This is a genomic window from Blastococcus sp. SYSU DS0541 (assembly GCF_054050875.1).
In genome coordinates this window covers 18,159-44,895 of sequence record NZ_JBJHAD010000020.1, presented here as the reverse complement: position 1 = coordinate 44,895, position 26,737 = coordinate 18,159, and the positions used below count along the sequence as shown (strand labels likewise).

General features: G+C 74.3%; 20 protein-coding genes. 9 read left to right on the top strand and 11 right to left on the bottom strand.

The genetic code is table 11. From position 1 onward, the window contains the following. Nucleotides 1–2: 2 nt before the first annotated feature. The 3 genes from dhaL to ACI794_RS18310 are packed head-to-tail and all read right to left on the bottom strand — an operon-like array spanning nt 3 to nt 2,823. Nucleotides 3–635 (bottom strand): dihydroxyacetone kinase subunit DhaL, encoded by a 633-nt coding sequence (gene dhaL, locus ACI794_RS18320; RefSeq protein WP_456617066.1) that lies wholly within the window; start codon nt 633–635, stop codon nt 3–5. A 2-nt stretch (nt 636–637) separates the two neighbouring features. After that, nucleotides 638–1,639, bottom strand: a complete 1,002-nt coding sequence (gene dhaK / locus ACI794_RS18315; RefSeq protein WP_456617065.1) for a dihydroxyacetone kinase subunit DhaK — start codon at nt 1,637–1,639, stop codon at nt 638–640. 53 nt (nt 1,640–1,692) lie between these two features. After that, nucleotides 1,693–2,823, bottom strand: coding sequence for a TerC family protein (locus ACI794_RS18310; RefSeq protein ID WP_456601766.1), 1,131 nt, complete (start codon nt 2,821–2,823; stop codon nt 1,693–1,695). Nucleotides 2,824–3,011: 188 nt separating this feature from the next. Between ACI794_RS18310 and ACI794_RS18305 the strand changes: the two genes are divergently transcribed. Beyond that, the gene (locus ACI794_RS18305; RefSeq protein WP_456601767.1) at nt 3,012–3,386 is read left to right on the top strand and encodes a DUF6578 domain-containing protein; all 375 of its coding nucleotides are present in this window, start codon (nt 3,012–3,014) and stop codon (nt 3,384–3,386) included. On the opposite strand, the gene ACI794_RS18300 is transcribed toward ACI794_RS18305, so the two are convergent. From ACI794_RS18300 to ACI794_RS18275, 6 genes are all read right to left on the bottom strand, one after another. Beyond that, a complete protein-coding gene (locus ACI794_RS18300; RefSeq protein ID WP_456601768.1) occupies nt 3,327–4,124 on the bottom strand; it encodes a CPBP family intramembrane glutamic endopeptidase in 798 nt (265 codons plus the stop codon). The genes ACI794_RS18305 and ACI794_RS18300 overlap by 60 nt on opposite strands. Further along, nucleotides 4,121–5,062 (bottom strand): NAD(P)H-binding protein, encoded by a 942-nt coding sequence (locus ACI794_RS18295; RefSeq protein WP_456601769.1) that lies wholly within the window; start codon nt 5,060–5,062, stop codon nt 4,121–4,123. The genes ACI794_RS18300 and ACI794_RS18295 overlap by 4 nt, the downstream gene beginning before the upstream one ends. Before the next feature lie 58 nt (nt 5,063–5,120). After that, nucleotides 5,121–5,933, bottom strand: a complete 813-nt coding sequence (locus ACI794_RS18290) for an FAD binding domain-containing protein (RefSeq protein ID WP_456601770.1) — start codon at nt 5,931–5,933, stop codon at nt 5,121–5,123. Then, nucleotides 5,930–6,433 carry a (2Fe-2S)-binding protein gene (locus tag ACI794_RS18285; RefSeq protein WP_456601771.1) on the bottom strand — a complete coding sequence of 168 codons (504 nt, stop codon included), beginning with the start codon at nt 6,431–6,433 and terminating at the stop codon, nt 5,930–5,932. The genes ACI794_RS18290 and ACI794_RS18285 overlap by 4 nt, the downstream gene beginning before the upstream one ends. Further along, nucleotides 6,433–8,712: a xanthine dehydrogenase family protein molybdopterin-binding subunit gene (locus ACI794_RS18280; RefSeq protein WP_456601772.1), complete on the bottom strand. Its 2,280-nt coding sequence runs from the start codon at nt 8,710–8,712 to the stop codon at nt 6,433–6,435. The genes ACI794_RS18285 and ACI794_RS18280 overlap by 1 nt, the downstream gene beginning before the upstream one ends. A 189-nt stretch (nt 8,713–8,901) precedes the next feature. Next, complete coding sequence (locus tag ACI794_RS18275; protein ID WP_456601773.1) at nt 8,902–10,476, bottom strand: cryptochrome/photolyase family protein; 1,575 nt, start codon at nt 10,474–10,476, stop codon at nt 8,902–8,904. 165 nt (nt 10,477–10,641) lie between these two features. Here ACI794_RS18275 and ACI794_RS18270 point away from each other — a divergent pair, with 165 nt between their 5' ends. The 8 genes from ACI794_RS18270 to ACI794_RS18235 all read left to right on the top strand — a co-directional run bounded on the left by ACI794_RS18270 (nt 10,642) and on the right by ACI794_RS18235 (nt 19,168). After that, a complete protein-coding gene (locus ACI794_RS18270) occupies nt 10,642–11,352 on the top strand; it encodes an ATP-binding cassette domain-containing protein (RefSeq protein ID WP_456601774.1) in 711 nt (236 codons plus the stop codon). After that, nucleotides 11,353–11,655, top strand: coding sequence for a hypothetical protein (locus ACI794_RS18265; protein ID WP_456601775.1), 303 nt, complete (start codon nt 11,353–11,355; stop codon nt 11,653–11,655). It abuts the gene before it with no gap. After that, entirely contained in the window at nt 11,652–12,488 is an 837-nt protein-coding gene (locus ACI794_RS18260; protein WP_456582000.1) for an ABC transporter permease, read from the top strand. The genes ACI794_RS18265 and ACI794_RS18260 overlap by 4 nt, the downstream gene beginning before the upstream one ends. Nucleotides 12,489–12,687: 199 nt before the next feature. Continuing rightward, nucleotides 12,688–13,713 (top strand): 3-oxoacyl-ACP synthase III, encoded by a 1,026-nt coding sequence (locus ACI794_RS18255; protein WP_456601776.1) that lies wholly within the window; start codon nt 12,688–12,690, stop codon nt 13,711–13,713. Further along, nucleotides 13,710–16,298, top strand: a complete 2,589-nt coding sequence (locus tag ACI794_RS18250; protein WP_456617064.1) for an alpha/beta fold hydrolase — start codon at nt 13,710–13,712, stop codon at nt 16,296–16,298. The genes ACI794_RS18255 and ACI794_RS18250 overlap by 4 nt, the downstream gene beginning before the upstream one ends. Continuing rightward, nucleotides 16,295–17,320, top strand: a complete 1,026-nt coding sequence (locus tag ACI794_RS18245; protein ID WP_456617063.1) for an NAD-dependent epimerase/dehydratase family protein — start codon at nt 16,295–16,297, stop codon at nt 17,318–17,320. Before ACI794_RS18250 ends, ACI794_RS18245 begins: the two co-directional genes overlap by 4 nt. A gap of 106 nt (nt 17,321–17,426) precedes the next feature. After that, nucleotides 17,427–18,383, top strand: coding sequence for a hypothetical protein (locus ACI794_RS18240; protein ID WP_456617062.1), 957 nt, complete (start codon nt 17,427–17,429; stop codon nt 18,381–18,383). Next, entirely contained in the window at nt 18,272–19,168 is an 897-nt protein-coding gene (locus ACI794_RS18235) for a PHA/PHB synthase family protein (protein WP_456617084.1), read from the top strand. Before ACI794_RS18240 ends, ACI794_RS18235 begins: the two co-directional genes overlap by 112 nt. Nucleotides 19,169–19,231: 63 nt before the next feature. Here ACI794_RS18235 and ACI794_RS18230 read toward each other — a convergent pair whose 3' ends face one another. Together ACI794_RS18230 and ACI794_RS18225 are read right to left on the bottom strand one after the other, a co-directional pair. Next, the gene (locus tag ACI794_RS18230) at nt 19,232–21,190 is read right to left on the bottom strand and encodes a 3-oxoacyl-ACP synthase III family protein (RefSeq protein WP_456617061.1); all 1,959 of its coding nucleotides are present in this window, start codon (nt 21,188–21,190) and stop codon (nt 19,232–19,234) included. After that, a complete protein-coding gene (locus tag ACI794_RS18225) occupies nt 21,187–26,715 on the bottom strand; it encodes an ATP-binding protein (RefSeq protein WP_456617060.1) in 5,529 nt (1,842 codons plus the stop codon). Before ACI794_RS18225 ends, ACI794_RS18230 begins: the two co-directional genes overlap by 4 nt. Between the last annotated feature and the right edge of the window lie 22 nt (nt 26,716–26,737).

Genomic DNA, 26,737 nt, shown 5'->3' with positions numbered 1-26,737 from the left:
GGTCAGCTCCTCGCCAGGGTGGTCGCGGCGGCCTCGACCAGCAGGACCGCCGAGGCGGCTCCCGGGTCGACGTGACCCGCGCTGCGTTCGCCCAGGTAGCTCGCCCGGCCCTTGCGGGCGACCAGCGGCGTGACCGCGTCGCGCCCCGCCGCCGCGGCGTCCGCGGCCGCGCGCAGGGCGGCGCCCAGGTCCTGCCCGGCGCCGACGGCCTCGGTGAGGGCCTCGGCCGCCGGCACCAGGGCGTCCACCATCGTCTTGTCCTGCAGCTCGGCCTTCCCGCGTGCGACGACGCCGTCGACCCCGGCCCGGAACGCGGCGGCGAACGCGGCCGGTGAGCCGTCGACCAGGGCGCCGGACATCCGGAGGAAGAGCGTCCCGTACAGCGGGCCGCTGGTGCCCCCGACCTTGCTGATCATGGTCATCGCGACCGTCTTCAGCAGCGCCGCGCCGTCGGCGGGCGGGGTCGCGTCGAGGGCGGCGACGGCCGCGGTCATCCCGCGGTGCATGTTCGTGCCGTGGTCGGCGTCGCCGATGGCCGAGTCGAGCTCGGTCAGCTCGTCCCGGTGCTCGGTGACGGCGCGGGCGTACTCGCGCACCCACGCCGCGAGCGCGTCCACGTCCACGCGGTCGGCCACGCTCAGACCCCCCACCGCAGGGCGGGGGTGTTCACCGGCGCGTCCCAGAGCCGGATCAGCTCGTCGTCGACCTTCAGCAGGGTCACCGAGCAGCCGGCCATCTCCAGGCTGGTCATGTAGGAGCCGACCAGCGAACGGGCCACCGTCACCCCGGCCTCCGCCAGCACGGCCTGCACCTCCGCGTAGACCACGTAGAGCTCGATCAGCGGCGTGCCGCCCATCCCGTTGACGAAGGCGAGCACCCCGTCCCCGCCGGTGAAGTCCAGGTCGGCGAGCACCGGCTCCAGCAGCATCTCGGCGACCTCGCGGGCCGGGGCCACCGGTACCCGGCGGCGGCCGGGCTCCCCGTGGATGCCGATGCCCAGCTCCATCTCCCCCGCGGGCAGGTCGAAGGTGGGCTTGCCGGCGGCCGGGACGGTGCAGGAGGTGAGCGCCATGCCCATGCTGCGGCCCTGCCCGTTGACCCGGCGGGCCACCTCGGCGACCTCCGCCAGCGGGCGGCCCTGCTCGGCGGCGGCGCCGGCCAGCTTCTCCACCAGCACGGTGACGCCCACCCCGCGGCGGCCGGCGGTGTAGAGGCTGTCCGTGACGGCGACGTCGTCGTCGGTGACCACGGCGACCACCTCGGTGCCGGACTCGGCGGCCACCAGCTCCGCGGCCATCTCGAAGTTGATGACGTCGCCGGTGTAGTTCTTCACGATGTGCAGCACGCCGGCGCCGGCATCGACCCCCTGGGTCGCCGCGACCATCTGGTCCGGCACCGGCGAGGTGAACACCTCACCGGCGCACGCGGCGTCGAGCATGCCGAGGCCCACGAAACCGCCGTGCATCGGCTCGTGGCCGGAGCCACCTCCGGAGACCAACCCGACCTTGCCCGGCACCGGGGCGTCGCCGCGGAAGACGACGCGGTGCTCGGGGTCGATCCGCAGCTCCGGGTGGGCTGCGGCCATGCCGCGCAGCGCGTCGTCGACGACGTCTGCCGGGTCGTTGATGAGCTTCTTCATCGCGCGGCTCCTGATCGAGAGGTGGCCAGCGCACGGTAGAAGTGAGCCACGTCTCAGGGCAACGGGGGCCGGTCCGCATCGTCGTACGGGCGGCGCGCCGGACGCGACGCGGGGGCCGCTCCCGGGTGGCTCACGTGCCCGGTCTGGTGCTCCGGGTGCTCCTCACCACGCAGGTCGCCGCGGGTGGCGTGGAGGCTGGTGGCGGTGACCAGCGCGAGGATCCCCACGATCACCCCCAGCGACAGGAGGGTCGGGATCTCCGGGACACCCGGCCACACCCCGTGCGCCCAGTGGAGGACCAGCTTGGTGCCGATGAACGCGAGGATCGCGGCCAGGCCGTAGCCGAGGTGCACCAGCTTGCTGAGCGCACCGGCGAGGACGAAGTAGAGCGCGCGCAGCCCGAGGAGCGCGAAGGCGTTCGTGGCGAACACCAGGTACGGGTCGCTGGTGATGCCGTACACGGCGGGCACCGAGTCGACGGCGAAGACGACGTCCGTGGCGAGGACCGCCAGCACCACCAGCGCCATGGGGGTCGCCGCGCGGCGGCCGGCCTCCCGCACGAACAGCCGGGGACCGTGGTACTCGTCGGTGACCGGCATGAAGCGGCGGATCAGCTTGACCGTCCGCATCGAGGAGATGTCGACCTCGTTGCCGTGACCCGAGCGCTGGTCGCGCAGCACCTTCACCGCGGTGACCAGCAGGATCCCGCCGAACAGCAGGAACGCCCAGCTGAAGTTCGCCAGCACGGCCGCGCCGAGCGCGATGAAGATCCCTCGGAGGACCAGGGCGCCGACGATGCCGAAGAGCAGCACCCGCTGCTGCAGCTCCGCCGGCACGGCGAAAGCCGAGAGCAGGAGCATGAAGACGAACAGGTTGTCCACCGACAGCGACTTCTCGACCAGGTACCCGGTCAGGTACTCCAGGCCCGTCTGGGAGCCGTACTGGAGCCACACGAAGACGGCGAAGGCCAGGGGCAGCGCGACGTAGAAGATCGACCAGCCGACCGCCTCCCGCATCGACACGGCGTGCGGCCGGCGGGTGATCACGAAGTCCAGCGCCAGCAGGAGGACGACGGCGAGGAGGGTCACGGTCCAGAGGAACGGCGTCCCGATCGTCTGCAGCGCCGACACCGGCGCCTCCGGGAGTGCCGCGAACACCTCGTGATCCGGCGAGGTCGCCGTCATGCTCCGCTCCGTTCTGCCGTGTCCTCGCGCGTCCGGCGACAGGAAGAGGCGGGTGCGCGGCGGCACCGCCGTTAGGACGCCCGCCACGGCCTACCCACCGCAGCCGGACCCATCCCGGGGTCCGCCCGTCGTCACCGGACCGAAACATGACGTGCGGGTCCGCTGCCGGCTGGGCATAGGTTGCCGCCGTGGACGTCGTCGTGGAGGTGGGTGGCTGGGAGCACGAGTGCTGCGGCGATGCCATCGAGCGGGGCCAGCTGGTGGACCTCCGCTGCATCCGCCACGAGGGGCCGGACGGCCGGATGCGCCTCGTCGTGAGCCACCACGGCGGGCTCGACGTCCCGGCCGACGAGCGCGTCCGGGGGCGGGTGACCGAGATCCGGGTGGTCCGGGGCGGCGGGCCGGCGCAGGCGGTCCTCCGCGTGCCGAGCGGCCAGGCGCTGCGGGGCTTCGGCGAGGAGGACGACGGCCACCTGGAGGACCCGTGGACCGGTGAGGTGGTCTCACCCGCGGGCTCGGAGTTCCTCGTGACGGTCGCCGTCGTCCTCCCCGGGCGCCGGTGACCGCTCCTCGGCGAGCCGGTCGGCGAACAGCGGCGGCAGGTAGCGGAGCATGAGCGCCGACCACACGACGTGGGTGAGCACCGGCGCCTGGATGCCTCCGGTGATCCGGCGCTGCTGCGCGAACAGCAGCCCCATCGGGACGCTGGCCAGCACGAGCGCCGGGTTGCGGGTGGCCGTCGTGGCCAGCCCGTACACGGCGGTCGAGACGACCACCGGCCGCCGGGCCCCCGCGGCCGCGTAGAGGGCGCCGCGGAAGAACACCTCCTCCGCGACACCGTTGGCCAGCGTCGTCGTCGCCACGAGCGCGGTCGACCCCTGGTCGGCGTAGCGGAGCACCGACCCGATGGCGCGCTCCAGGACGGGGATCCGCCGGGCCACCAGCGCCGCGGCGTAGAACGCCCCGAAGGCGCCCACCCCCGAGGCGACGGGCGTGAGCACCGGCCGGCGCAGCCGGTCGCCCGGCCCGAACATCCGCCCCAGGTGCAGCGGCCCGGACGCCAGCCCCCCGACCACCCACGTACCGGCGACCCCGAGGGTCAACCCGTAGAACCGCGGCGAGCCCGGCGGCGTCGACAGGGACACCCCCAGCAGCGAGGCGCCGGCAACCGCGACGGCGCCGGTGACCCGCCGGCGTCGCCGGAAGGCCGCGTCGCTCTCCCGGTGGTCCCGCGGCACGCTCCGCAGCAGCGGGTGGGCAGCCCGGAGCACCCTGTCCCGCAGGGGCCCGCGGCTGCTCACCGCCGCGCTCCGCGGCTCAGCCACCCGCCGCGCCGCTCCCCCACCTGCTGCCGGCGTTCCCGCGCCCGCTCGATGAGCGCGGTGAGCACCATCTCGTCGTAGTCCATCGGCTCGAACGGGACGACGGACCGGATGGCGTCGTCGGTGACGACCACCTCGATGGTCATCGAGTCGATGAGCGACCGGCCCGTGGCGACGTCCACGTCGGTGACGAGGGCCAGCCAGCGCGAGGAGAGCTGCGGGCTGAGCAGCGGCACCGGGACGACGAACAGGTGCCGGTTCTGGATGTCGGCGACCCGGGTGAGCATCTGCAGGTAGGTGAGCACCTCCGGGCCGCCCACCTCGAACACCCGCCCCTCCGTCCCGGGAGCCTCCAGGACGCCGACCAGGTACCGGACGACGTCGGCCACCGCGATCGGCTGCGTCCGCGTGCTGACCCACCGGGGCGTGACCATGCCGGGCAGGTGGGCGACGAGCTGGCGGGTCATCTCCCAGGAGACCCCGCCGTGGCCCACCACGATGCCGGCGCGCAGCACGGTGACCGGCACGCCGGTGCCGCCCAGCAGCCGCTCGACCTCGCGGCGGCTGCGCAGGTGCGGGGAGAGCCGGTCGTCGTCGCGGCCGAGGCCCCCGAGGTAGACGATCCGGGCGACCCCCGCCGCGGCCGCCGCCCGGGCGAAAGCGCGCGCCGCGTCGGCGTCCTTCCGCTCGAAGTCCCGGTCGCCGAGGGAGTGCACCAGGTAGTAGGCGGCCTCGCAGCCCTCCAGCGCCGTCCGCAGCGACTCCTCGTCGCCGACGTCGCCCGCCACCGGGGTACCGGCGCCCTGGTAACCCTGCGGCCGCCGGGTCATCGCCCGGACGTCGTGGCCGGCTCCGGCCAGCGCGGTGGCCAGCCGGCTGCCCACGAACCCCGACGCGCCGGTGACCAGGATTCTCACCGGGACAGCCTCACCCGGAGGGGCGGTGGGCGCGACCCGTAGGCGGCCGGCAGCGGGCTCAGGCGGCGGCCCGCTCGAGGGCGCGCCTGGTGAGGAGCCGGGCCAGGTGCCGCCGGTACTCGGCGTCGGCGTGCATGTCGGCTCCCGGCGACGTCCCCTGGTCGGCGAGCTCGGCGGCCTCGACGATCGACGCCCCACGGGCGAGCGCCTCCTCGGTCGCCGTCGCGCGGAGCACCGTGCCCGCCATGCTGGCCAGCGCCACCCGTCCGTCGACGGCGGCGGCGGCCACGATCGGCCAGTCGTTCTCCCGCCGGGTGAATTTCTCGTAACCCCACCCGGCGGAGCCGGTGCGCGGCACCCGCAGCTCGACGACCATCTCGTCCGGCGACATGGCCGTCTCGAAGAAGCCGGTCCAGAAGTCGGTCACCGGGACCGCGCGGCGTCCACCGGGTCCCTGCAGGACCACGGTCCCGCCGAGGGCGAGCAGGGCGGTGGGCAGGTCGGACGCCGGGTCGCTGTGCGCGGTCGTGCCCCCGATCGTGCCGCGGTGCCGGACCTGCGGGTCGCCCACCCGGCCGGCCACGTGCGGCAGGATCGGCACCTCGGCACGGGCGACGTCGTCGCGCTCGAGCTCGTGGTGGCGGGTGCACGCACCGATCGCCACCTCGTCGCCCTCGACCCGGACGTAGGACAGGTCGGCGATCCCGCCGATGTCGATCAGCACGCTCGGCACGGCGAGCCGCAGCTTCATGATGGGCAGCAGCGAGTGGCCGCCGGCGAGCAGCTTCGCGTCCTCACCGTGCTCGGCGAGGGCCGCCAGCGCCTCCTCGACCGAGCGCACCCGCACGTAGTCGAACGGCGACGGGATCATGCCTGCACCTCCTGCGCCTTGGGGACCTGGCCGGCGGCCGGACCGGCCTGTGCCGCCGCTCGGACGGCGCGGACGATGTTGTGGTAGCCGGTGCAGCGGCAGAGGTTGCCCTCCAGCCCCTCCCGGACCTCCCGGTCAGTCGGGTCGGGGTTGTCGGCCAGCACGCCGACGGCGGCCATCACCATTCCCGAGGTGCAGAAGCCGCACTGCAGCCCGTGCTCGGCCCGGAACGCCGCCTGCACGGGGTGGAGCTCGCCGTCCGGACCGGCCAGCCCCTCCAGGGTCGTGACCTGCGCCCCGTCGGTCTGGGCGGCCAGCACGGTGCAGCTCTTCACGGACAGCCCGTCGACCATGACGGTGCAGGCACCGCAGGACGTGGTGTCGCAGCCGATGTTGGTGGCGGTCAGGCCGCAGGTCTCGCGGAGGTAGTGGGCGAGCAGCAACCGCGGCTCGACCTCGTCGGTGCGCTGCGTGCCGTTGACCGTGATCGAGACCTGCATCAGCTGCCTCCCTGCTGCGCCTGCTGGATCGCCCGGAACACCCGCATGGGGGTGGTGGGCATGTCGATGTGCCGGACGCCCAGATGGGACACGGCGTCGATGACGGCGTTCTGCACCGCCGGGGTGGCGCCGATGGTTCCCGCCTCGCCGATGCCCTTGGCTCCCAGCGGGTTCATCGGCGTCGGGGTGGCCATGTCGACCAGCTCGAAGCTGGGCAGCTCGGTGGCGGAGATGAACGGGTAGTCGGCCAGCGTGGAGGTGGTCGGGTTGCCGTCCTCGTCGTAGAGCACCTCCTCCAGCAGCGCCTGGGCGACCCCCTGGGCGTAGCCGCCGTGGCGCTGGCCCTCCGCGAGCAGCGGGTTGAGGATCGTGCCGGCGTCGTCCACGGCGATCAGCCTCGTGACCTCGGCCTTGCCGCTCTCGACGTCCACCTCGACGACCACCACATGGGCTCCGAAGGGGAACGTCGGGGCGGCGGCGGTGAACCTGGTCTGCACCAGCAGCTGCTCGTCGGCGGCCAGCTCGGCGAAGGTGACCGCCGCTCCCGGGGCGCCCCGGACGGCGAGGCCGGCCAGGCCCAGGTCGACGACGAGGTCCGCGGGGTCGACCTCCAGCTTCTGCGCGGCCCGCGCCCGGGCCAGCTCGATCAGCTCACCGGCTGCCTGGTGCACCGCCGCCCCGCCCTGCTGCAGGCTGCGGGACCCCATGGTGCCGCCGCCCTGCGGCACCCGGTCGGTGTCGCCGTGCACCACGGTGATCTTCTCGAGCGGGATGCCGAGCTGGTCGCCGGCGATCATGGCCCACGCGGTGGCGTGCCCCTGGCCGTGCGGCGAGGTGCCGGTGAGGACCGTGGCCGTGCCGTCCTCGTGGACCTCGAGCGCGGCGGCCTCCCCCGTGCCGGCACCGTTGTCGGCCCCGGTGATCTCCACGTAGACCGACATCCCGATACCGAGCTGGCGCACGTCGCCGCGCTCGCGCCGCCGGGCCTGCTCGGCCCGCAGCTCGGCGTAGCCGGCGGCCGCCAGCGCCTTGTCCAGGGCCCCGACGTAGTCGCCGTTGTCGTAGGTGGCGCCCGTCGGCGTGGTGTGCGGCTCGTCGAACGCCGGCAGCAGGTTCTTCCGGCGCACCTCGGCGGGGTCCATCCCGATCTCCGTGGCGAACCGGTCGACCGCCCGCTCCAGGGCCGACGTCGCCTCGGGCCGCCCGGCGCCCCGGTAGGCGCCGATGGACGTCGTGGTGGTCGCCAGGGCCCGCGCCTGGGCGTGGACCCGCGGGAAGCCGTAGACCCCCGGGGCCATCAGCAGGGTGAACCTGGGGAGGGCCGTGCCGATCCGCGGGTAGGCGCCGCAGTCCTGGTCCGCCACCAGGCTGTAGGCCTCGATGGTCCCGTCCCGGCGCCCACCGATGGTGACCACCTGGTCCTGGGCCCTGCCGTGCAGCATGCCGATCAGGTTCTCCGACCGGCTCTCCGACCAGCGGACGGGCCGGCCGACGTGCCGGGCCATCCAGGCGACGAGGGCGTACTCCGGGTCGGCACCGATCTTGGCCCCGAACCCGCCGCCGACGTCGGGGGTGATGAGGTGGATCAGGTCAGGGTCCATCTCGAGCCAGTCACCGAACTGCCCGCGGGCCTGCTGGGCGCCCTGGTTGGTGCACCAAACGGTGAGCCGGCCGTCCTCCCCCCAGGCGGCCGCGGCGGCCCGGGTCTCCAGCGGCACCGGGGCCACCCGCTGGTTGACCATCGGCTGGGTGACGACGACCTCGCAGCCGTCGAACAGATCCGCGGGCGCCGGTCCGCCGAAGGCGGCCATCACGTTGGTGCCCGCCTCGGGGAAGAGCAGCACCTCGTCCTTGGCCGCCTCGGCCGTGCCGATCACCGCGGGCAGGGGGTCGATGTCGACCACGACGAGCTCGGCGGCGTCCTCCCCCTGGTACCGCTCCTCGGTGAGGACGACGGCGATCGGGTCGCCGACGAACCGGACGCGGTCGGACGCGAGCCACGGGCGCGTCATGGCCGGATTGACGAAGGGGAACGGCGGTGGCAGCGGGATGAGGTCGGCGACGTCCTGCGCCGTCACGACCGCCACCACACCGGGCGCCTCCAGGGCCGCGGAGCTGTCGACCGACAGCAACCGGCCGTGCGCGACGGTGGACCGCACGAACGTGGCGTGCAGGGCTCCGGCGAGGCGCTCGTCGACGAGGTCGTCGGTGTAGATCGCGCCCCGGGTGAGGAAGAGCGGATCCTCGGTGCGGACCACCCGGGTCCCCAGAATGCTCATGCGCCAGCCTCCCGTCGTCGCCAACGAGCACACTCAACCAGACGCTGTGACGGCGGCCACACATCGTCCCGGCCGGTGGAGTCCGGACCGGGGGGAACGACCCCGAGCAGTCGGGCGAGCCGGCCGCACGACGAGCGGTCTGCCACGCCGTCCCTCCCGGCGGCCGGCCGGTGCCACCGCGGCCTCCGACTACGGCGGTTCCGTGCCTCGGTGCCGCTCCTGCTCGACCACGGCCTCGAGGTCCTTCAGCCGGTCGAGGCCCTGCAGCGGCCGGCGCATGCGGTGGTTCCCCGACAGCCGGTCGCGCGTGCGCTCCAGGAAGGTCCAGTAGCCCGCGGTGTAGGGGCAGGCGTCCTCCCCGAGCCGCTTCTTCGGGTCGTACCGGCAGCCGCCGCAGTAGTCGCTCATCCGGTCGATGTAGGCGCCGCCGGAGGCGTAGGGCTTGGTGGCGAGCACCCCGCCGTCGGCGTGCTGGCTCATGCCGACGACGTTGGCGACCATCACCCACTCGTAGCCGTCGACGAAGCTCTCGTGGAACCAGTCGGTCATCGCCGAGGGGTCGATGCCCCGCTGCAGCGCGTAGTTGCCGAGCACCATCAGCCGCGGGATGTGGTGCACCCAGCCGTCCCGGCGCAGGTCGCCCAGCACGTCGGAGAGGCACGCGGCCTGGACGGCGGCGGCGTCCAGGCCGGCCAGCCAGGACGGCACCTCCGCGTGCGCCCCCAGGACGTTGGCTCGCCGGAAGTCGCGCCCGAGGTGCCAGTACATGTGCCAGATGTAGTCGCGCCACCCCATGACCTGCCGGACGAAGCCCTCCACGCTGTTCAGCGGCAGCGGGTCCCCGGCGGCCACCGAGTCGCGGTAGCACCGCTCGGCCCGGGTGACGACGTCGGCAGGGTCCAGGAGCCCCAGGTTCAGCGCCGGCGAGAGCAGCGAGTGGGCCAGCCACCGCTCGCCGGCGAGCATCGCGTCCTCGTGCGGGCCGAAGGCGCCCAGCCGGTTCTCCAGGAAGTCCTCCAGCCGGTGCAGCGCCTCCCGCCGGGTCGCCGGGAACAGCCGCGGACCGTCGTCACCGACGAAGGAGACGTCGCCGGCGGACTCCCAGCGGTCGAGGTCCGCGCGCACCTCCTCGTCGATCTCGTCCTCCTCCGGCCACCACGGCTCCGGCGCCGGTGAGCGGCCGTCGGCCGGGGGCGGCTGCCGGTTCTCCTCGTCGAGGTTCCACCGGCCACCGACCGGGCGGGCGCCGTCCATGAGGACGTCGTGCCGCCGCCGGGCGTCGCGGTAGAAGTCCTCCATGAGCAGCCGCTGCCGCCCCCGCCCGTCGGCCCAGGCCGCGAACTCGGCCTGGGAGCTCACGAACCCGCGCGCGGCGAGCACCTCCACGCCCGGCCGGGCCAGGACGAAGTCGCGGCTGCGCCACGAGGTGGGCGCGCAGACGCTCAGCGGCTCCCCGACCCGGTCGAGGGCCTCGGCGTAGGTGCCGACCTGGTGGAACTCGGCGCGATCACCGAGCTCGGCGGCGCGGTGCCGGAGGGCCGAGAGCACCAGGTGCGCCTTCTGGCGGTGGAACCGCCGGCGGGCGAAGACCGATCGGGCCTCGACGAGCAGGACGGGCTGCTGCGGCCCGTCGAGGAAGTGCGGGCCGAGCTGGTCGGCGAAGCACCAGCGCCGCGTCGCCGGTGCCCGGACCGGGAAGTCGGCCAGGGCCGGGTCGCCGCGCCCGTCCGCCCCTCCCCCGCGACCGTCCGCGCTCGCCGCCACCGGCTCCACCTCCGCGGACATCGTGAGGCGACCGGCGGTCCGAGCGCTACTCGTCGCGGTGCCGCGGTCACGGAGGCTCTCGACCCCTCACCGCCGCGGACGCCGGCCCGCAGGACGCGCTCGTCCCGAGGTGCGCGCGGGCCCGGTCATGGGACCATCGCGGGAGTGTCGAGCGGAGCGGGACAGGACGACGCCGTCGTCGTCGAGGACCTGCGGGTCGCCTTCGGGCGCACCCGCGCGCTGGACGGCATGAGCTTCCGCGTCGCCCGCGGCACCGTCCTCGGCCTGCTGGGACCCAACGGCTCGGGCAAGACGACCTCCGTGCGGGTTCTGACCACGCTGCTGCGGCCGGACGCCGGGCGGGCGACGGTCCTGGGCGAGGACGTGGTGGCCCATCCGCGCCGGGTCCGGCGGCGCATCGGGCTGGCCGGCCAGTACGCCGCGGTCGACGAGAACCTCACCGGCCGGGAGAACCTCCGCCTCTTCGGCGAGCTGTACCGGCTCCGCCGCGAGGCCGCCGCCCGTGCCGACGAACTGCTCGAGCGGTTCGACCTCGTGGACGCCGCCGACCGCGTCGCCCGCACCTACTCCGGCGGCATGCGGCGGCGGCTGGACCTGGCGGCGAGCCTGGTCAACCGGCCGGAGGTGCTCTTCCTCGACGAGCCGACGACGGGGCTGGACCCGCGCAGCCGGCTGGCGCTGTGGGAGGTGATCGAGGACCTGGTCGGCGGCGGCACCAGCCTCCTGCTGACGACCCAGTACCTCGACGAGGCCGATCGGCTCGCCGACCGCATCGCCGTCATCGACCACGGCCGGGTCATCGCCGAGGGGACCGCGGACGAGCTCAAGACCCAGGTGGGCGGGCAGGTGCTTTAGGTGCGCGTCCCGCGGGTGTGCGGCGACGACGCCCGGCGGGTGCTGACGTCCCTGACCGATGCCGAGGGGGTCAGCGAGCCGGAGCCGGGGACGCTGACGCTCGGCGCCCCGGACGGCGGGCCGTTCGTCGTCCGGGTGGCAGCGGCTCTCGGCGACGCCGGTGTGCCGATCGAGGAGATCTCCCTGCGCCGCCCGAGCCTCGACGACGTCTTCCTCACCCTGACCGGCCGGGCGGCTCCCGACGAGACGCCCGAGGGAGATCCCGCGGCAGCAGGACCGCAGGTGGAGGCGGGCACGCGATGACCACGACCGACGCCGGCCGGCACCGCGCGAGCGGAACGGCGGCAGCGGACGACGGGGAGGGCGTCTCCCTGACGTGGGCCCTGCGGGACAGCTGGGCGATGACCCGCCGGAACCTCCGGACCGCCGCGCGCCAGCCGCAGCTGCTGGTCTTCGCGACGGTCCAGCCGGTGATCTTCATCCTGCTGTTCCGCTACGTCTTCGGAGGCGCCATCGCCGTCCCAGGGCCGATCGACTACGTCAACTACCTGCTCACCGGCATCTTCGTGCAGACCATCACCTTCGGGGCGATCCAGACCGGGATCGGGCTGTCCGAGGACGTGTCCCGAGGCCTGATCGACCGGCTCAAGTCCATGCCCATCTCGCGGGCCGCCGTGCTGGCCGGGCGCACCGGCGCCGACCTCGTGCGCAACACCGTCGTCATCGCCGTCATGGTCGCGGTCGGCTACCTGGTCGGTTTCCGATTCACCAACGGCGCGGTCGGTGCGGTGCTCGCCGTGCTCGTGCTGCTGCTGTGGGGCTTCGTCTTCTCGTGGGTCGGGGCCTTCCTGGGCCTGACGCTCAGGAGCCCCGAGACCGTGCAGGCCGCGTCCTTCCCCATCATCTTCCCGCTGGTGTTCGCCTCCTCGATCTTCGTGCCCGTGGAGTCGATGCCGGGCTGGCTGCAGGCTTTCGTCACGGTGAACCCGATCACCCTGGTCACGGACACGGTGCGCGCCCTGGCGCTCGGGGAGCCGTTCGAGCTGATGCCCGACCTGGCGTGGGCGGCGCTGTCGATGGCGCTCGTCCTGGTCGTCTTCGCGCCCCTGGCCATCGCCCGGTACCGCCGGAGCTGACGGCGACCCCCGGGGCGTTCCGGGGTGATCGCGGGCCGCCGGGGGTGCGTCCGCCCGCCGTCCGCCCTCCCCCCGGGTGCCACCTCCGCCCTGGTCGGCATGATGGCGCTGTGTACGCGCCGCCCTGCGGGGTAAGCGCGCCCGACGAGGGTGGCGCACGAGGACGGCGGCCGCCCGCCGCACCTCACGAGTGGACCTGATGACCGGCAACGCCACACATCGATTCAGCAACACCGCGATCCTCGCCGTGCAGACGGCGGACGCGCCCCAGATCATCACGTCGGCCGCGCTGGACGAGCAGCTGGGTGACACCTACCAGCGGGTCGGGCTGCGCCCCGGGCTGCTGGAGCGGCTCGCGGGCATCCGGGAACGCCGCTGGTGGGCCGACGGCGCCTCGTTCGTCGACGGCGCCGCCACCGCGGGCGCGAAGGCGATCAGCGAGAGCGGCGTGGACCCGGCCCACATCGGCCTGATGGTCAACACGTCGGTCAGCCGGAAGCACCTCGAGCCGTCCACGGCCGTGGCGGTGCACGACGCCCTCGGCCTGCCGAGCTCCTGCCAGAACTTCGACGTGACCAACGCCTGCCTGGGCTTCATCAACGGCATGGAGCTGGCCGCCGCGATGATCGACGTCGGGATGGTCCAGTACGCCCTGGTGGTCAACGGCGAGGACTCGCGGCCCGTCCAGGAGCGCACCATCGACCTGCTCAACCGCCCCGACACCGTCGCGAAGGACGTGATGGGGCACTTCGCCACGCTGACACTCGGCTCCGGTGCCGTGGCCATGGTCCTCGGCCGGGCCGACGAGCACCCCGAGGGTCACCGGCTGGTCGGGTCGGTCAGCCGGGCCGCCACCCAGCACCACGGGCTGTGCACCGGCGACAACGACGGGATGCAGACCGACCTCAAGGGTCTGCTCGACGCCGGCCTGGCCCTGTCCGGGGAGCTCTGGGCGGACGCCGGGACCGAGTTCGACTGGGCGGCAGGGATGGACCGCTACGTCATCCACCAGGTCTCCAAGGTCCACACCGGGGCGCTGTGCGACCGGTTCGGCATCGACCGGGCGCGGGTGCCGACGACCTTCCCGACCCGCGGCAACCTCGGCCCCGCGTCGGTGCCGTTCACCCTCGCGGGCGAGGTGGACGGCCTCGCCGACGGCGACCGCGTGCTGCTGATGGGGATCGGCTCCGGCCTGAACGCCTGCTGCCTCGAGATCGCCTGGTGACGGCGGGCTCGCCGGTCGAGCTGCCGGGGCTGGACCCGTCCTGGTCGCGGTGGGTCACCGTGACCGGCGGGGACGGCGAGAAGCAGCGCTGGCACGTCCTGGACAACGGCGTGACCGACCCGGTCGGGACCCTGCTCTGCGTCCACGGCAACCCGACCTGGTCCTACCTGTGGCGCCGCCTCGTCGCCGCCGCCCCGCCGGGGTGGCGTGTCGTCGCCCCGGACCAGCTCGGCATGGGCTGGTCCGACCGCCCCGCCGCACCGCGGACCCTGACCCAGCGGGTGGCCGACCTGGGCGGGCTCACCGCCGAGCTGGGCGTCCGCGGCCCGGTCGTGACGGTGGCCCACGACTGGGGCGGCATCATCTCGCTCGGCTGGGCACTCGAGCACCGGCAGGACGTGCGCGGCGTGGTCCTCACGAACACCGCCGTCGCCATGCCGGAGGGCGACCTCGGGCCCGCGCTGATCCGGCTGGCGCACGCACCCGTCCTGCGCTCCGCCGTGACCCAGGCCAGCTCGGTGTTCGTCCGCGGGACGACGGCGCTGTCGCGGCCTCCGCTGCCCCGGGAGATCCGCCGGGCGTACGCGCAGCCCTACCGCTCGGCCGAGCGGCGCCGGGCCGTGAGCGAGTTCGTCGCGGACATCCCCTTCGCGCCGGGCCACGTCTCCCGCCCGGCGCAGGAGGCGATCGCCGAGGGGATCCGCTCGCTGGACGTCCCGGCGCTCCTCCTGTGGGGGCCCCGGGACCCGGTCTTCGGCGAGAAGTACCTGGCGGACCTGCGCGAGCGGCTGCCGCGAGCGGTCGTGCACCGCTACGAGGGCGCCTCCCACCTCCTCCCCGAGGACGCTCCGCAGTACGCCGAGGCGGTGGCCACGTGGGTGACCGACACGTTCGGAGCCCCGAGGGCACCGGCCCCGGATCCGGGCGGAGCACCCGAGCCGGCCCGGCCCTGGGCCGCCCTGGCCGCCCGCGCGGACGACGACTCCCCGGCGGTCGTGGCGGCCGGCGGGGGTGCCGTCAGCTGGGCGCGGCTGGCCCGCCGGGTCGCCGACCTCGCCGCCGGCCTGGCCGCGGCCGGCGTCGGTCCGGGGGACCGGGTGGCGCTGCTGCTGGAGCCTTCGGCGGACCTGACGGCGGCGGTCTACGCGACCTGGCGCGCCGGAGCGGTCATCGTCGTCGCCGACAAGGGCCTCGGCCTCCGGGGCATGCGGCGCGCGCTCCGCGGCGCGGCACCGGACCACGTCCTCGGCAGCACCGCCGGGCTGGCCGCCGCGCGGGCGATGGGCCTGCCCGGGGCGCGGATCCTGGCCGGCCGGGCGCCGGCGCGGCTCCGCCGGGCGCTCGGCGCCGGCCACGACCTGGCCTCGCTGGAGGCGCTGGGCCGGCTGTCGCCCGCGCCGGCGGAGGCGCCGCTGGACGCGGACTGCGCGGTCGTCTTCACGTCCGGGGCCACCGGCCCGGCCAAGGGCGTGGTCTACACCCAGCGCCAGGTCGGTGCGCAGCTGGAGCTGGTCCGGACGGCGTACCGGCTCACGCCGGGCGACTCGCTGGTGGCCGCGTTCGCGCCGTTCTCCGTCCTCGGACCGGGCCTCGGGATCGCCTCGTCCGTCCCCGACATCGACGTCACGGCGCCCGCCACCCTCACCGCCGCCAAGCTGGCGGACGCCGCGGCCGTGGTGGACGCGACCGTGGTGTTCGCGGCGCCGGCCGCCCTGCGCCGCGTCGCGGCCACCTCCGCGGAGCTGACCGAGCAGCAGCGGTCTGCGCTGCGCCGCATCCGGCTGCTCATGTCGGCGGGGGCGCCCGTGTCCACCCCCCTGCTGCGGGCTCTCCGCGAGACCTTCCCGGCGGCCGAGCCGCACACGCCGTACGGCATGACCGAGGCGCTGCCCGTCACCGACGTCTCCCTGGACGAGATCGAGGCCGCCCGTGCGGGGAACGGCGTCTGCGTCGGCCGGCCGGTGCCCGGAGTCGAGGTGCGGATCAGCCCGCTCTCCCCCCTCGGCCGCGCCGACGGACCGCTCACGGGCTCCCCCGACGTCCCCGGCGAGGTCTGCGTCCGCGCCCCGCACGTGAAGGACCGCTACGACGCGCTCTGGGCCACCGAGCGGGCCGCCGCCCGCGACCCGGGCTGGCACCGCACCGGGGACGTGGGGCACCTGGACGCCGAGGGACGGCTCTGGATCGAGGGCCGGCTGGCGCACGTCGTCACGACCGCGGAGGGCCCGATCACCCCGGTCGGCCCGGAGCTCCGCATCGAGGAGCTGCCCGCCGTCTCCGCCGCGGCGGTCGTCGGCGTCGGCCCGGGAGGCGCCCAGGTCGCCGTGGCCGTCGTCGTGCCCCCGGGCCGCGCCCGGCGCCGGCTGCCGGGCGCCGGCCGGCTCACCGTGGCGCCGGCCGAGCTCGCGGGGGCGGTGCGCGACGCGGCCGGGATCGACCTCGCCGCCGTGCTCGTGGCCGGCGCGCTGCCGGTCGACATCCGGCACCAGTCGAAGGTGGACCGGGCCGAGCTGGCCCGCCGGGCGACCCGGGTCCTCTCCGGCACCCCGGTCCGGTGGGCCGCCCGGCCGAGCAGGAGACCGTGAGGGTGCTCGTCACCGGCGCGAGCGGCATGCTCGGCCGGGTGACCACCCAGCGCCTGCTGGCGCGGGGGGACGAGGTGACGGTCCTGCAGCGCCGTGCCGCCGGCCTGCCCTGCACCGAGGTGCTCGGGGACGTCGCCGACCCCTCCGCGGTGGCGCGCGCCGTCGCGGGGCAGGACGCCGTCGTCCACCTCGCGGCCAAGGTGGACGTCACGGGCACGTGGGACGAGTACGCGCGGGCCAACGTCCAGGGGACGACGAACGTCGTCGCCGCCTGCGCCGCGGAGGGGGTCGGGCGGCTCGTGCACGTGTCCTCCCCGTCGGTCTCGCACGCCGGGTCGCCCCTGTTCGGGGCCGGCGCCGGCCCCGCCGACCCGGCGGGGGCCCGGGGCTCCTACTCGCGCTCCAAGGCGGTGGCCGAGCAGGTCGCGCTGGACGCGGACTCGGCCGACCTCGCCGTGCTCGTGCTGCGCCCGCACCTGGTGTGGGGGCCGGGCGACGAGCAGCTCGTCGCGCGGATCGTCGCGCGGGCCGGCGCCGGCCGCCTCCCGCTGATCGGCTCGGGCGCCGCCCTGATCGACACCACCTACGTGGACAACGCCGCAGCCGCCCTCGTGGCTGCGGTGGACGCCTGCGGGCCCGTGCACGGTGAGGCGCTGGTGGTCTCCAACGGCGAACCGCGCCCGGTGGCCGAGATCCTCCGTCGGCTGTGCTCGGCGGCCGGCGTGGCTCCACCACGGGGCCGGGTCCCGGCCCACGCCGCCTGGCTGGCGGGCGCCGTGGTTGAGGGGATCTGGTCGGCGACCGGACGGCGCTCGACCCCACCGCTCACCCGGTTCCTCACCGAGCAGCTGACGACGGCGCACTGGTTCGACCAGCGGCGGACCCGGAGCGCGCTGGGCTGGCGGCCGGAGGTGGGCCTCGACGAGGGGTTCGCCCGCCTGACGGCCTGGTACCGGGCAGCGAGCCCGGCTGCGGACCGCGGGGCCGTCCGCAGCGCCCCGCCGGCAGGGGAGCCCGGGTAGAGCGGTCCCTCCCGGTCGCCGATCGCCAGGGCGCCGGGGGCCCCTCGGACGGCAGCCGGCGGCTACGGTCACCTCCTCGCAGTGATCTGGATCACCAGGGGGCGTCGTGTCGACCACCACCGCAGCGCCGAACCCGACCTCGCCGGATCGCGGGAGCCGAGCTCCCGAGGACCCGGCTCCGAGGAGCGAGTCCGAGGCCCTCGCCTCGGTGGAGGGCGGTGAGCCGGTCGCCCTGCCCACACCGCGAGGCGTCGTCCGCGGACTCGTCGCCGCGTTCGCGCGGCCGAGACCCCTGGCACGGGAGGCGGCCCGGCTCGGAGGCGCCACCGTCCGCATCCTCCGCGGCACCGACGTGATCGCCCCCTCGCCGAAGGACAAGCGGTTCGCCGACCCTGCCTGGTCGCAGCACCCGGGCTACCGGCGGCTCGCGCAGTCCTACGTGGCGCTGTCCGAGTCGCTGCACCGCCTCGTCGACGACTACGAGACCGGTGGCCCGGACTGGCGCGAGGTGGAGCAGGCCCGCTTCGTGCTCAACGCGTGCATCAGCGCTCTGGCCCCGACGAACACGCTGCTCGGCAATCCGGCGGCGCTGAAGCGCGCCTTCGACACCGGCGGATGGAGCCTGATCCGGGGCGCCGGCAACATGCTCCACGATCTCCGGCACAACGGGGGGATGCCGAGGCAGGTCGACCGCAGCGCCTTCACGGTCGGAAAGGACCTCGGGGTGACCCCGGGTGCCGTGGTCCACCGCGACGAGGTCATCGAGGTCATCCAGTACGCACCGTCGACGGCACGCGTGCGGCAACGGCCGCTGGTGATCGTGCCGCCACCCATCGGGCGCTTCTACTTCCTGGACCTGAGTCCGGGACGCAGCTTCGTCGAGTACGCGGTGAGCCAGGGATTCCAGGTGTTCATGGTCAGCTGGCGGAACCCGACGAAGGAGGAGGCCCACTGGGACCTGACACCTACTCCGGCGGTGTCCCGACCGCTGTCGACGTCGCGCGGGAGATCACCGGCTCCCCCGACGCCACCACCATCGGGTTCTGCGCCGGCGGGCAGGTGATGACGACGGCGCTGAACCACCTCGCCGCCACCGGCGACGACCGGGTGCACGCCGCCGGCTACGCGGTGACCCTGCTCGACTTCTCGAGCCGGGCACCGCTGGGTGCGTTCTCCGCGCCGCGCCTGCTCGACCTGGCGCGGCGCAACTCCCGTCGTGGCGGGGTCATCACCGCGCGGCAGATGGGCTCGGTGTTCACCTGGATGCGGCCCGACGACCTGATCTTCAACTACCTGGTCAGCGAATGGCTCATGGGTGAGGACCCGCCCGCTTTCGACATCCTCGCCTGGAACGCCGACGGCACCAACCTGCCGGCGCGCCTGCACGAGCAGTTCCTGGAGATCTTCGGGAAGAACACCCTCGTCCACCCGGGCGCGATGCGCGTGCTGGGGACGCCCGTCCACCTGAGCCGGATCACCGTGCCCACCTTCGTCACCGGCGCGCTCACCGATCACCTGACGCCGTGGCACGGCTGCTACCGGACGACGCAGCTGCTCTCCGGGCCCACCACCTTCGTGCTCAGCTCGAGCGGCCACATCCAGAGCCTGGTCAACCCACCGGGGAACCCCCGGGCCAGCTACTGGACGGGCGGCGAGCCCGGTCCGGACCCGCACGCCTGGCGGGCAGCCGCGACGAAGCACACCGGGAGCTGGTGGGAACCCTGGGCCGAGTGGATGCTCGAACGCTCCGGCGATGAGATCCCCGCACCCACCGCAGTCGGCAGCACGCGCCATCCGGCACGGGAGCCGGCGCCGGGCACCTACGTCGTGGAGCGCCGCCCGGGCTGAGCCCGGCCCCCTCCCAGGGCCCCACCCCGAGGAACGAGGGGTGGGGAGGGAGGGGGGCCTTCGTCAGCCGAAGGCCGTCTGCATCTCCTCCGACGCCGGGGCGCGCTCGGGCTGCGCGGGCATGTCCGCCTGGACCTCTCCGGTCCCCCGCTCCCCCGGGCGCTGCACCGCGACCACCGCCGGGTCGACCCGCATCACCGCGTAGCCGGCCACGGCGCCCGCGCCGAACCCCGGTGCGAAGACCCGCATGGGCTCGGTGATCACGCCGTCGCGCACCGCGTCGTGGATGGCCAGCGGGATGCTCGCCGACGACGTGTTGCCCACCGTCTCGATGTTGAAGTAGAGCTGGTCGGCGGTGAGCCCGGCGCGCTCGGCCAGCTGGATCACCATCGTCTTGTTCGCCTGGTGCGGCACGATCAGGTCGATCGCGTCCAGCAGCGACCCGTCCCGGCCCTCCGGCGCGGGCAGCTTCCCGAGCTCGTCGATCATCTGACCCAGGTAGCGCCCGGCCAGCGCCTTCACCTGCGGGCCGAACACCGTGATGTTGTTGTCGAACTCGGGATTGGGCCAGAGGATCGAGTTCACCTCGCTGGCCGGGCCGCTGGCGTAGGTCTTCATGACGTCGATGTCGCCGTCGCCCCCGTCCGCGGCCGGTCCGACGACCAGCGCCGCCGCGCCGTCCCCGAAGATCATCCGCGAGGTGCGGACGTTGCCGATCTTGTCGGAGAACTTCTCGACGCACACGACCAGGACCGGCCGCTCGACCTCCTGGAGCAGCCGGACGGCGTCCGCGACGCCATAGGGCATGCCCGCGCAAGCGGCGATGATGTCGTAGGCGGCGTAGACCTGGTGCATCCCGAGCTGCCCGCAGAGGTAGGTGGCCAGCGACGGGATGAGCCGCGAGCTGGTGCAGGTGCAGACCAGCACGCCGCCGATCTCCTCCGGCTGCCGCCCCGCCTTGTCCAGCGCCGCCTCGGCGGCCTGCAGGGCGAGCTCCTCCAGTGGCAGCGAGCTGTACTCGCGCTGCTCGATGCCGGTCTTGGCGGCGATCTCGTCGGCGCTCATCGGGGACCAGTTGTAGGCCGTGTTGCGGATCAGGTCGTCGTTGCCGCACACCTGGTCGCCGTGCACCGCCGCCAGCGCCTCGATCCGCGGCCGCACCGCGAAGCGCTGCCGCACGTCGAGCTCCGGGTACGGACGCACCGGTGGGCGGGACTCCCGCGCCGCGGCGACCCGCCGCGGCTCCGCGCCGGCGCGCAGCCGGCGCAGGAAGGCCCGCACCTCCTTGTCCCGTGGGTGGAAGGCGACCACGTAGTCGTCGTCCCGGAGGTCACCGGCCTCGGCGAGCTCCACCTGCGACCGCTCCCAGGGGTACTGGTTGTGCAGGACCATGGCCCAGCGGTGCAGCGCCTCGAGCTCGGGGACGTCCTCGGAGACGTCGAGGATGTCCGCGTAGTCGTAGACCGGGTAGTCCGGGTCGTAGCTCGGCAGCCGGAAGGTCAGGTTCCCCGGCTGCTGCAGGAACTCCGCGACGGTCGGCTTGAGCGCCGGCAGCGTCGACGCGTGGTGCCGGCGGTTGGCGAAGACGTCGAACAGGATGTCGAAGATGCGGTCCTCGCAGCCCTCGCTCCACTTCGCCGGCAGCTGCGGGAAGGCCTGCTGGACGCCGGCGACCTTGGCCTCGCCCTCCTCCCACGGCTCGAGGACCGGGAGGAACACGTCCGGGCGGTTGCGCGGGACGTCGGCCCAGCGGGTGGGCCGCTTGTCGTACATCGTGATGGAGAAGCGGTTGGCCCAGAAGAGGTTCAGCGCGAGGTCCCGCATCAGGTCGTAGCGGGTGCCGTAGGTGCCGGTCCGGACCCGCTCGAGGATCTCGGTGCCGCTCGGCGCCTTGGTCTCGAAGTCCCGGCGGACGACGCTGTCGAGCTGCTCCAGCGTCTCCATGGTGGAGAAGTCCAGCTCGGGCATGATGTTCGAGGGGAACACCATGCGGCCGTGCCGGTTCATGACGAAGGCATTCATGGGACGGGGCCTCTCTCCTGGGATCGACGTCCGGTGGCGCGCTCCATGCCCCGCTCGACGGCGGCGATGAGACGCGGCCGGAGCTCGGCGGCCGGGATGATGTCGTGCACCGAGCCGACGCGGCGCGCTCGTTCGATGTCGTGGACCGCCTCGAACCCCGCGGCCACCTCGCCCAGCTTCTCCGAGCGGACGGCGGCCCGCAGGGTGGCGAGCTCGACCCGCAGGTGCGCCTGCTCCACGCCGTCGGCGGCGTTCACCGCGGCTTCCAGCTCCTGGACGCGCGGATCGGCCGACGTCCGCTTGTCGACCTCGCGGGTGAACACCACGGCGGCCGCGGGGGCACCGCCGATCACCGACGCGTACGAGCCCTCGACCGCCAGCACCTCCATGTTGTCGTTGAGGACGCCGGAGAAGACGACGAAGGCCCCGCCGTGGTAGCGCGAGACGACGCAGAAGACGATCGGCCCGTCGAAGTTCGTGATGGCGCGGCCGATCTCGGCGCCGTACTCGAGCTGCAGCTTGCGCAGCGACTCCGGTGAGCCGTCGAAGCCGGAGAGGTTGGCCAGCACGACGAGCGGCCGGTTGCCGCTGGCCGCGTTGATGGCGCGGGCGGTCTTCCTCGACGAGTGCGGGAACAGGGTCCCCGAGGTCCACTGGTCCGGGCCGTCCGCGGGGAAGCTGCCGCGTCGGGGCATCGGCCGTGACTCGACGCCCAGGACCGAGACCGGCTGTCCGCCGAGGTGCGCGTCGTACACGACGACGGTGTCGGCGTCGGCCATGCCGGCCCACCGCTCGAGCACGGGGTGGTCCTGGTCGGTGACCGCACGCATGACCGTCCGGATGTCGAACGGCTTCTTGCGCTCCGGGTTGGTGGCCGGGGAGAAGATGTCGCCCACGGTGGTGAACTCGCTGGCCGGGTGCCGGTGCGGGAAGGAGCGCACGTCCCGGTCGGCGGGGTCGTCGGTGCCGGCGGGCCGCGGCCAGCGCTCACCGGGCGCGACGTAGGCGTGGTCGTAGTGCCGCATCAGGAGCTCCGCGGCGGCGGTCAGGTTCGGCGCCCAGTACTGGGCCTGACCGTTGGGCCCCATGACCCGGTCGTAGCCGCCGATGCCGAAGTTGTCCTCGGCCGACACGCCTCCGGAGTAGTCCAGCGAGTGCTTGCCGGTGAGCACCATCGCGCTGTCGGGGGTCATGACCAGGATGCCCTTGGTGTGCATGAGCATCGTGGCCTCGGCGTTCCAGTACGGCTGGGCCCCGACGTTGATCCCCGCGACGACGACGTTGATCTCGCCGCCGCGCTGGGTGAACTCGATGATCCGGCGCAGGGCCCGGGCGACCCAGTCCATGTTCTCCGTGCCGCTGTCCATCGAGATGCGGGCGCCCGAGGACAGTGCGAACCACTCGACGGGGATGCCCCGCTCCTCCGCCAGGTCGAGCGCGGCGTTCACGCGGGCGCACTCGGGCTCCGCGACGGTGCCCAGCTGCTTCGTCGGGTCGCCGAAGAGGGCCACCCGGGTCACGCCCTCGGGATAGCGCTCCGTGGGCGTGCTGACCACGCCGACGACGATGCCTGCCCGGTTCTGCCCGGCCGGCCGTTCCACGGGGACGAGCCGGCCGTCGCCGTCCAGGTCGTGCTCGACGAACGACCCGCCGGGCCCGGCCAGCTGTGTGCTCAGCTCGTACGGGTAGACGGCCCCCCGCGCACGGGAGCTGAGCACCTTCTCGGTGTAGTCGTCCAGCGGGCGCATGGGTTCGGTCGGCCGGTCCGTCAGCTGCATCTGGACGCCGGTGCCGGGGCGGTACGAGAACCGCAGCGCCACCTCGCGGGGGGCCGCCCCCTCCGCCTGCAGGCGGGCCAGCAGCACGACCTGCTCGATGCCGGCCCCCACCGTCAGCGGCGCGGCCGTCCGGGCGAAGGCCGCCACCTCCGCCAACGGCACCTCGATCGACGGCCAGGCGTAGAGGAACACCCGGTTGTGCTGCAGCGGCCGGCGTGACCGTCGGCGGGACTGCGCCCTGCGCAGGCTGTCGAGGCAGGCGGTCAGCTGCCGTTCCACCGTCGGGAACCCGGCGATCTCGCCGGCGTCGTCCCGGACGGGGGTCAGGTCGCGGACCGCGGCCATGGCGATGAACCGCTCGTCGTTGGGGTTCTCCTTCGCCGTGACGTGGAAGACGTAGGTGTCCTCGGCGGAGGGCACCCGCTCGCCGTCGAAGTTCTTCAGCCGCCACAGGGCGAGCCGCTGTGCGGTCAGCGGGTGCAGACCCCGGATGATGCGGTCCTCCACCAGTTCCCCGGCGTCCGCGCCGTCCGGCGACGGCCGGAAGGTCACGGTCTCCACGTCGCCGTCGGGCGTGGAGACCGTGACGGTCACGCGGCGGACGGTCCGGAACACGGCGGTACCGGCGATCGCCTCCCGCAGCTCCGCCACCATCGCGTCGGCGTCGGCCGGCCGGCCGGGCCAGGTGAGGTAGAGATCCACCAGGACGTGCGACGGGTCCGGGACGTCCGCGATCCACGCCGCCACGGACGCGAGGGCCGACGGGAGACCTGCCGCCCGCACCATCACGGCGACGAGCCGGAGCTGGGTCCCGCCGAGCTCGTACCCGGCGGAGACGGCGGAGTGGCCGTCGAGCAGGAAGGACCGGACGTCCTGCAGGTCGCGGCTGCGGTAGTAGCGGCGGGTCAGGACCTCCAGGACGGGATCGGGCTCGGCCGTGTCCCGCTCGAAACGCTGCGCCAGCAGCCGGACCAACGGCTCGGGGCTCGCGACGAGAGCCTCGATGCGGGCCAGGTCCGCGTGCTCCCCGTCCCGCGCTCCGGCGTCGAGTTCGTCCAGCAGCCGTCGGGCCTCGTCGAGGACCTGCTGCCGTGCCTGCAGGACCACGGGCTCCTCGAAGTACCGGTAGCGAACGGCGCGGGCCAGGTCGCCCACCGAGGGGTAGCGCAGCTGCGTCGCGACCACGAGCCGGTCGAGCACCTCCCCCACCCGGGCCCGCGCCGGGCCGCTCGGCGGTTCCCCGGCCGTCAGCCAGCGGTCCAGCAGCGCCAGGACGGCGGGCAGCTGGTCGGCCACCCGCTGCTGGGCCAGGAAGATCCGTTCGACCGCCTCCTCGAGCCGGGGACCCGGCTCGAGGTCTGCGACCCCGTAGTGCAGGAGGGCCCGGGAGAGCCGGCCCCGGAAGCTCTCCGGCAGAGCCTCGCGCTCGACGTCGAGCGAGTGCAGGTAGGCGTGGAAGTGCTCCCGCGGGCTGTGCACCTGCGTGTCGGTCTCCTCCTCCTCGCTGGCCGGCCGGTTCCGGGAGAGCTCCGAGAGGTCGGCGAAGGTGGTGAGGACGGCGAGCTCGCCGTCCAGCAGTTCGGCGTCGTCCACGGGGAGCTCGTCGCGGGCGCTGCCGTACTCGGCGACCAGCTGCTGGGCGTACCGGGCGCTGACGTCGTAGCCGGTGATCAGCGCCTGCAGGGCCGCGAGCAGCGAGAGGGCCCTGTCGCGGGGGGTGGGTGCCGGTGCCCCGTTCCCGGGGAACACCACCCGCTCCCCCGCCGCCTGCTCGGCGTCGGCGTCCACCCGCTCGAGGGTGAGCAGCGGTGCGCCCGCATCCACCTGGGAGTTGGCTGCGGCGAGCAGCTCGCGCACCCGGCCGGCGAAGGGGGCCTGCACCGCCGTCTCCATCTTCATGCTCTCGAGGACGGCGACCGTCTGCCCCGCCTCGACCTCCTGCCCCGGCTGCACGCGCAGCGCGACGACCACCGAGGGGGCGGGGGCGCGCACCACTCCACCGGCGTCCCGCGTGACGCGGTGCGAGACGCCGTCGACCTCGACCAGGTGGGAGCCGGGCGCCTCGACGGCCACGACCGAGAACCGCCGATCGCCGACGGTCACCCGACTCTCGAGCGCGCCGAGCCGGTCCAGGTCCACGTCGACGTACCGGCCGTCGAGCTCCACGCGGTACCGGTCCTGGCTGACCTTCGCGACGGTGAGGCGGTAGACCTGGCCGCGGTACCCGAGCTCCAGGGTCCGCTCCACCTCGTGCCGCGACCGCGGGCGCCCACCGCGCGCTGCGGCGAGGAAGGCGGCCCGCTCGCGCTGCTCCTCGGCGTCGGAGGCGTCGATCGCGACCTGCGCCAGGGCCACGTGGGCCGACGGCGTGGCATCGGACGCGCCCGCCATCCCGGTGCGGTCCAGCCAGCCGGTGTCCGCCGTCCCGGCCACGACCTCCGGTCGGTCGAGCAGATCGAGCAGGAAGGACTTGGTCGTCGTCCCGCCCCGCAGGACCACGGTGGTCCCCCGTAGCGCGACGCGCAGGCGGGCCAGGGCCTCGGGGCGGTCCCGTCCCCATGCGATGACCTTGGCGATCATCGAGTCGTACTCCGGCGGGATGACGTCGCCGACCCCGATGCCGGTGTCCACCCGCACGCCCGGGCCCGTGGGCAGGCGCATCAGCTCCACCCGGCCGGGGGCGGGGGCGAATCCCTGCTCGGCGTCCTCGGCGTTGAGCCGCGCCTCGACGGCATGGCCCCACTCCGCCGGCGGTTCGCCGGCCAGCCGGCCGCCCCCGGCGACGTGCAGCTGCAGCTTCACGAGATCGAGGCCGGTGGTCTCCTCGGTCACGGGGTGCTCGACCTGCAGCCGGGTGTTCACCTCCAGGAAGGTGAACAGCTGCTCCTCGGGCTGGTACAGGAACTCGACGGTGCCGGCCCCGACGTAGCCGGCGGCCCGCACGAGGGCGATCGCCGAGTCACGCAGCGAGCGGTCCTGCTCGGGCGTGAGGGCCGGCGAGCTCGACTCCTCCAGCACCTTCTGGTTGCGCCGCTGCACCGAGCAGTCCCGGACGCCCGGGGCCCAGACCGTCCCGTGCTGGTCGGCGATGATCTGCACCTCGACGTGCCGGCCGCCCTCGACCAGGCGTTCCATGAAGACGGCGGGGTCGCCGAAGGTGCGTTCGGCCTCGGTCTGCGTGCGGGTGAGCGCCTCGCCGAGCTCGGCCTCGGACCGGACGATCCGGATGCCCCGCCCGCCGCCACCGCTCCGGGACTTGACGATGAGCGGGTAGCCGATCGCGGCCGCGTGCCGGCGCCCGTCCTCCATGCCGTGCACGGGGCCGCCGCTCCACGACGCCACCGGCACACCGGTCTGCTCGGCGAGCACCTTCGCCTCGATCTTGGCCCCGAGCAACCGCATCGCCTGAGGCGGAGGGCCGACGAACACCACGCCGAGGTCGGCGCACAGCTCCGCGAACGCCGGGTCTTCAGCGACGAAGCCCCAGCCGACCCAGGCGGCATCGGCGCGGCTCGTGCGCAGTGCGCGGGCCAGCTCGGCGTGGTCGAGGTAGGGGCTCCCCGCCCCGGTCTCGCGGAGCAGGACGGCCTCGTCGGCGGTGCGCACGAAGGTGGCCCGGCGCTCGGCCTCGGTGTGCAGGGCGATGACCCGGGTCGCGGTCCCGTGCTCCGCATCGAGCTCACGCACGGCGCGGATGAGCCGGACGGCCGGCTCACCCCGGTTGACGACGGCGATACGGCTGAACACCGGTGCTCCCCTCCTCGTCATC

What these genes read in the sequence shown, in the direction of transcription:
- dhaK (WP_456617065.1), bottom strand. Translation starts at nt 1,639, where the DNA reads ATGAAGAAGCTCATCAACGACCCGGCAGACGTCGTCGACGACGCGCTG.
- ACI794_RS18310 (WP_456601766.1), bottom strand. Translation starts at nt 2,823, where the DNA reads ATGACGGCGACCTCGCCGGATCACGAGGTGTTCGCGGCACTCCCGGAG.
- ACI794_RS18290 (WP_456601770.1), bottom strand. Translation starts at nt 5,933, where the DNA reads ATGATCCCGTCGCCGTTCGACTACGTGCGGGTGCGCTCGGTCGAGGAG.
- ACI794_RS18285 (WP_456601771.1), bottom strand. Translation starts at nt 6,433, where the DNA reads ATGCAGGTCTCGATCACGGTCAACGGCACGCAGCGCACCGACGAGGTC.
- ACI794_RS18280 (WP_456601772.1), bottom strand. Translation starts at nt 8,712, where the DNA reads ATGAGCATTCTGGGGACCCGGGTGGTCCGCACCGAGGATCCGCTCTTC.
- ACI794_RS18260 (WP_456582000.1), top strand. Translation starts at nt 11,652, where the DNA reads ATGACCACGACCGACGCCGGCCGGCACCGCGCGAGCGGAACGGCGGCA.
- ACI794_RS18255 (WP_456601776.1), top strand. Translation starts at nt 12,688, where the DNA reads ATGACCGGCAACGCCACACATCGATTCAGCAACACCGCGATCCTCGCC.
- ACI794_RS18230 (WP_456617061.1), bottom strand. Translation starts at nt 21,190, where the DNA reads ATGAATGCCTTCGTCATGAACCGGCACGGCCGCATGGTGTTCCCCTCG.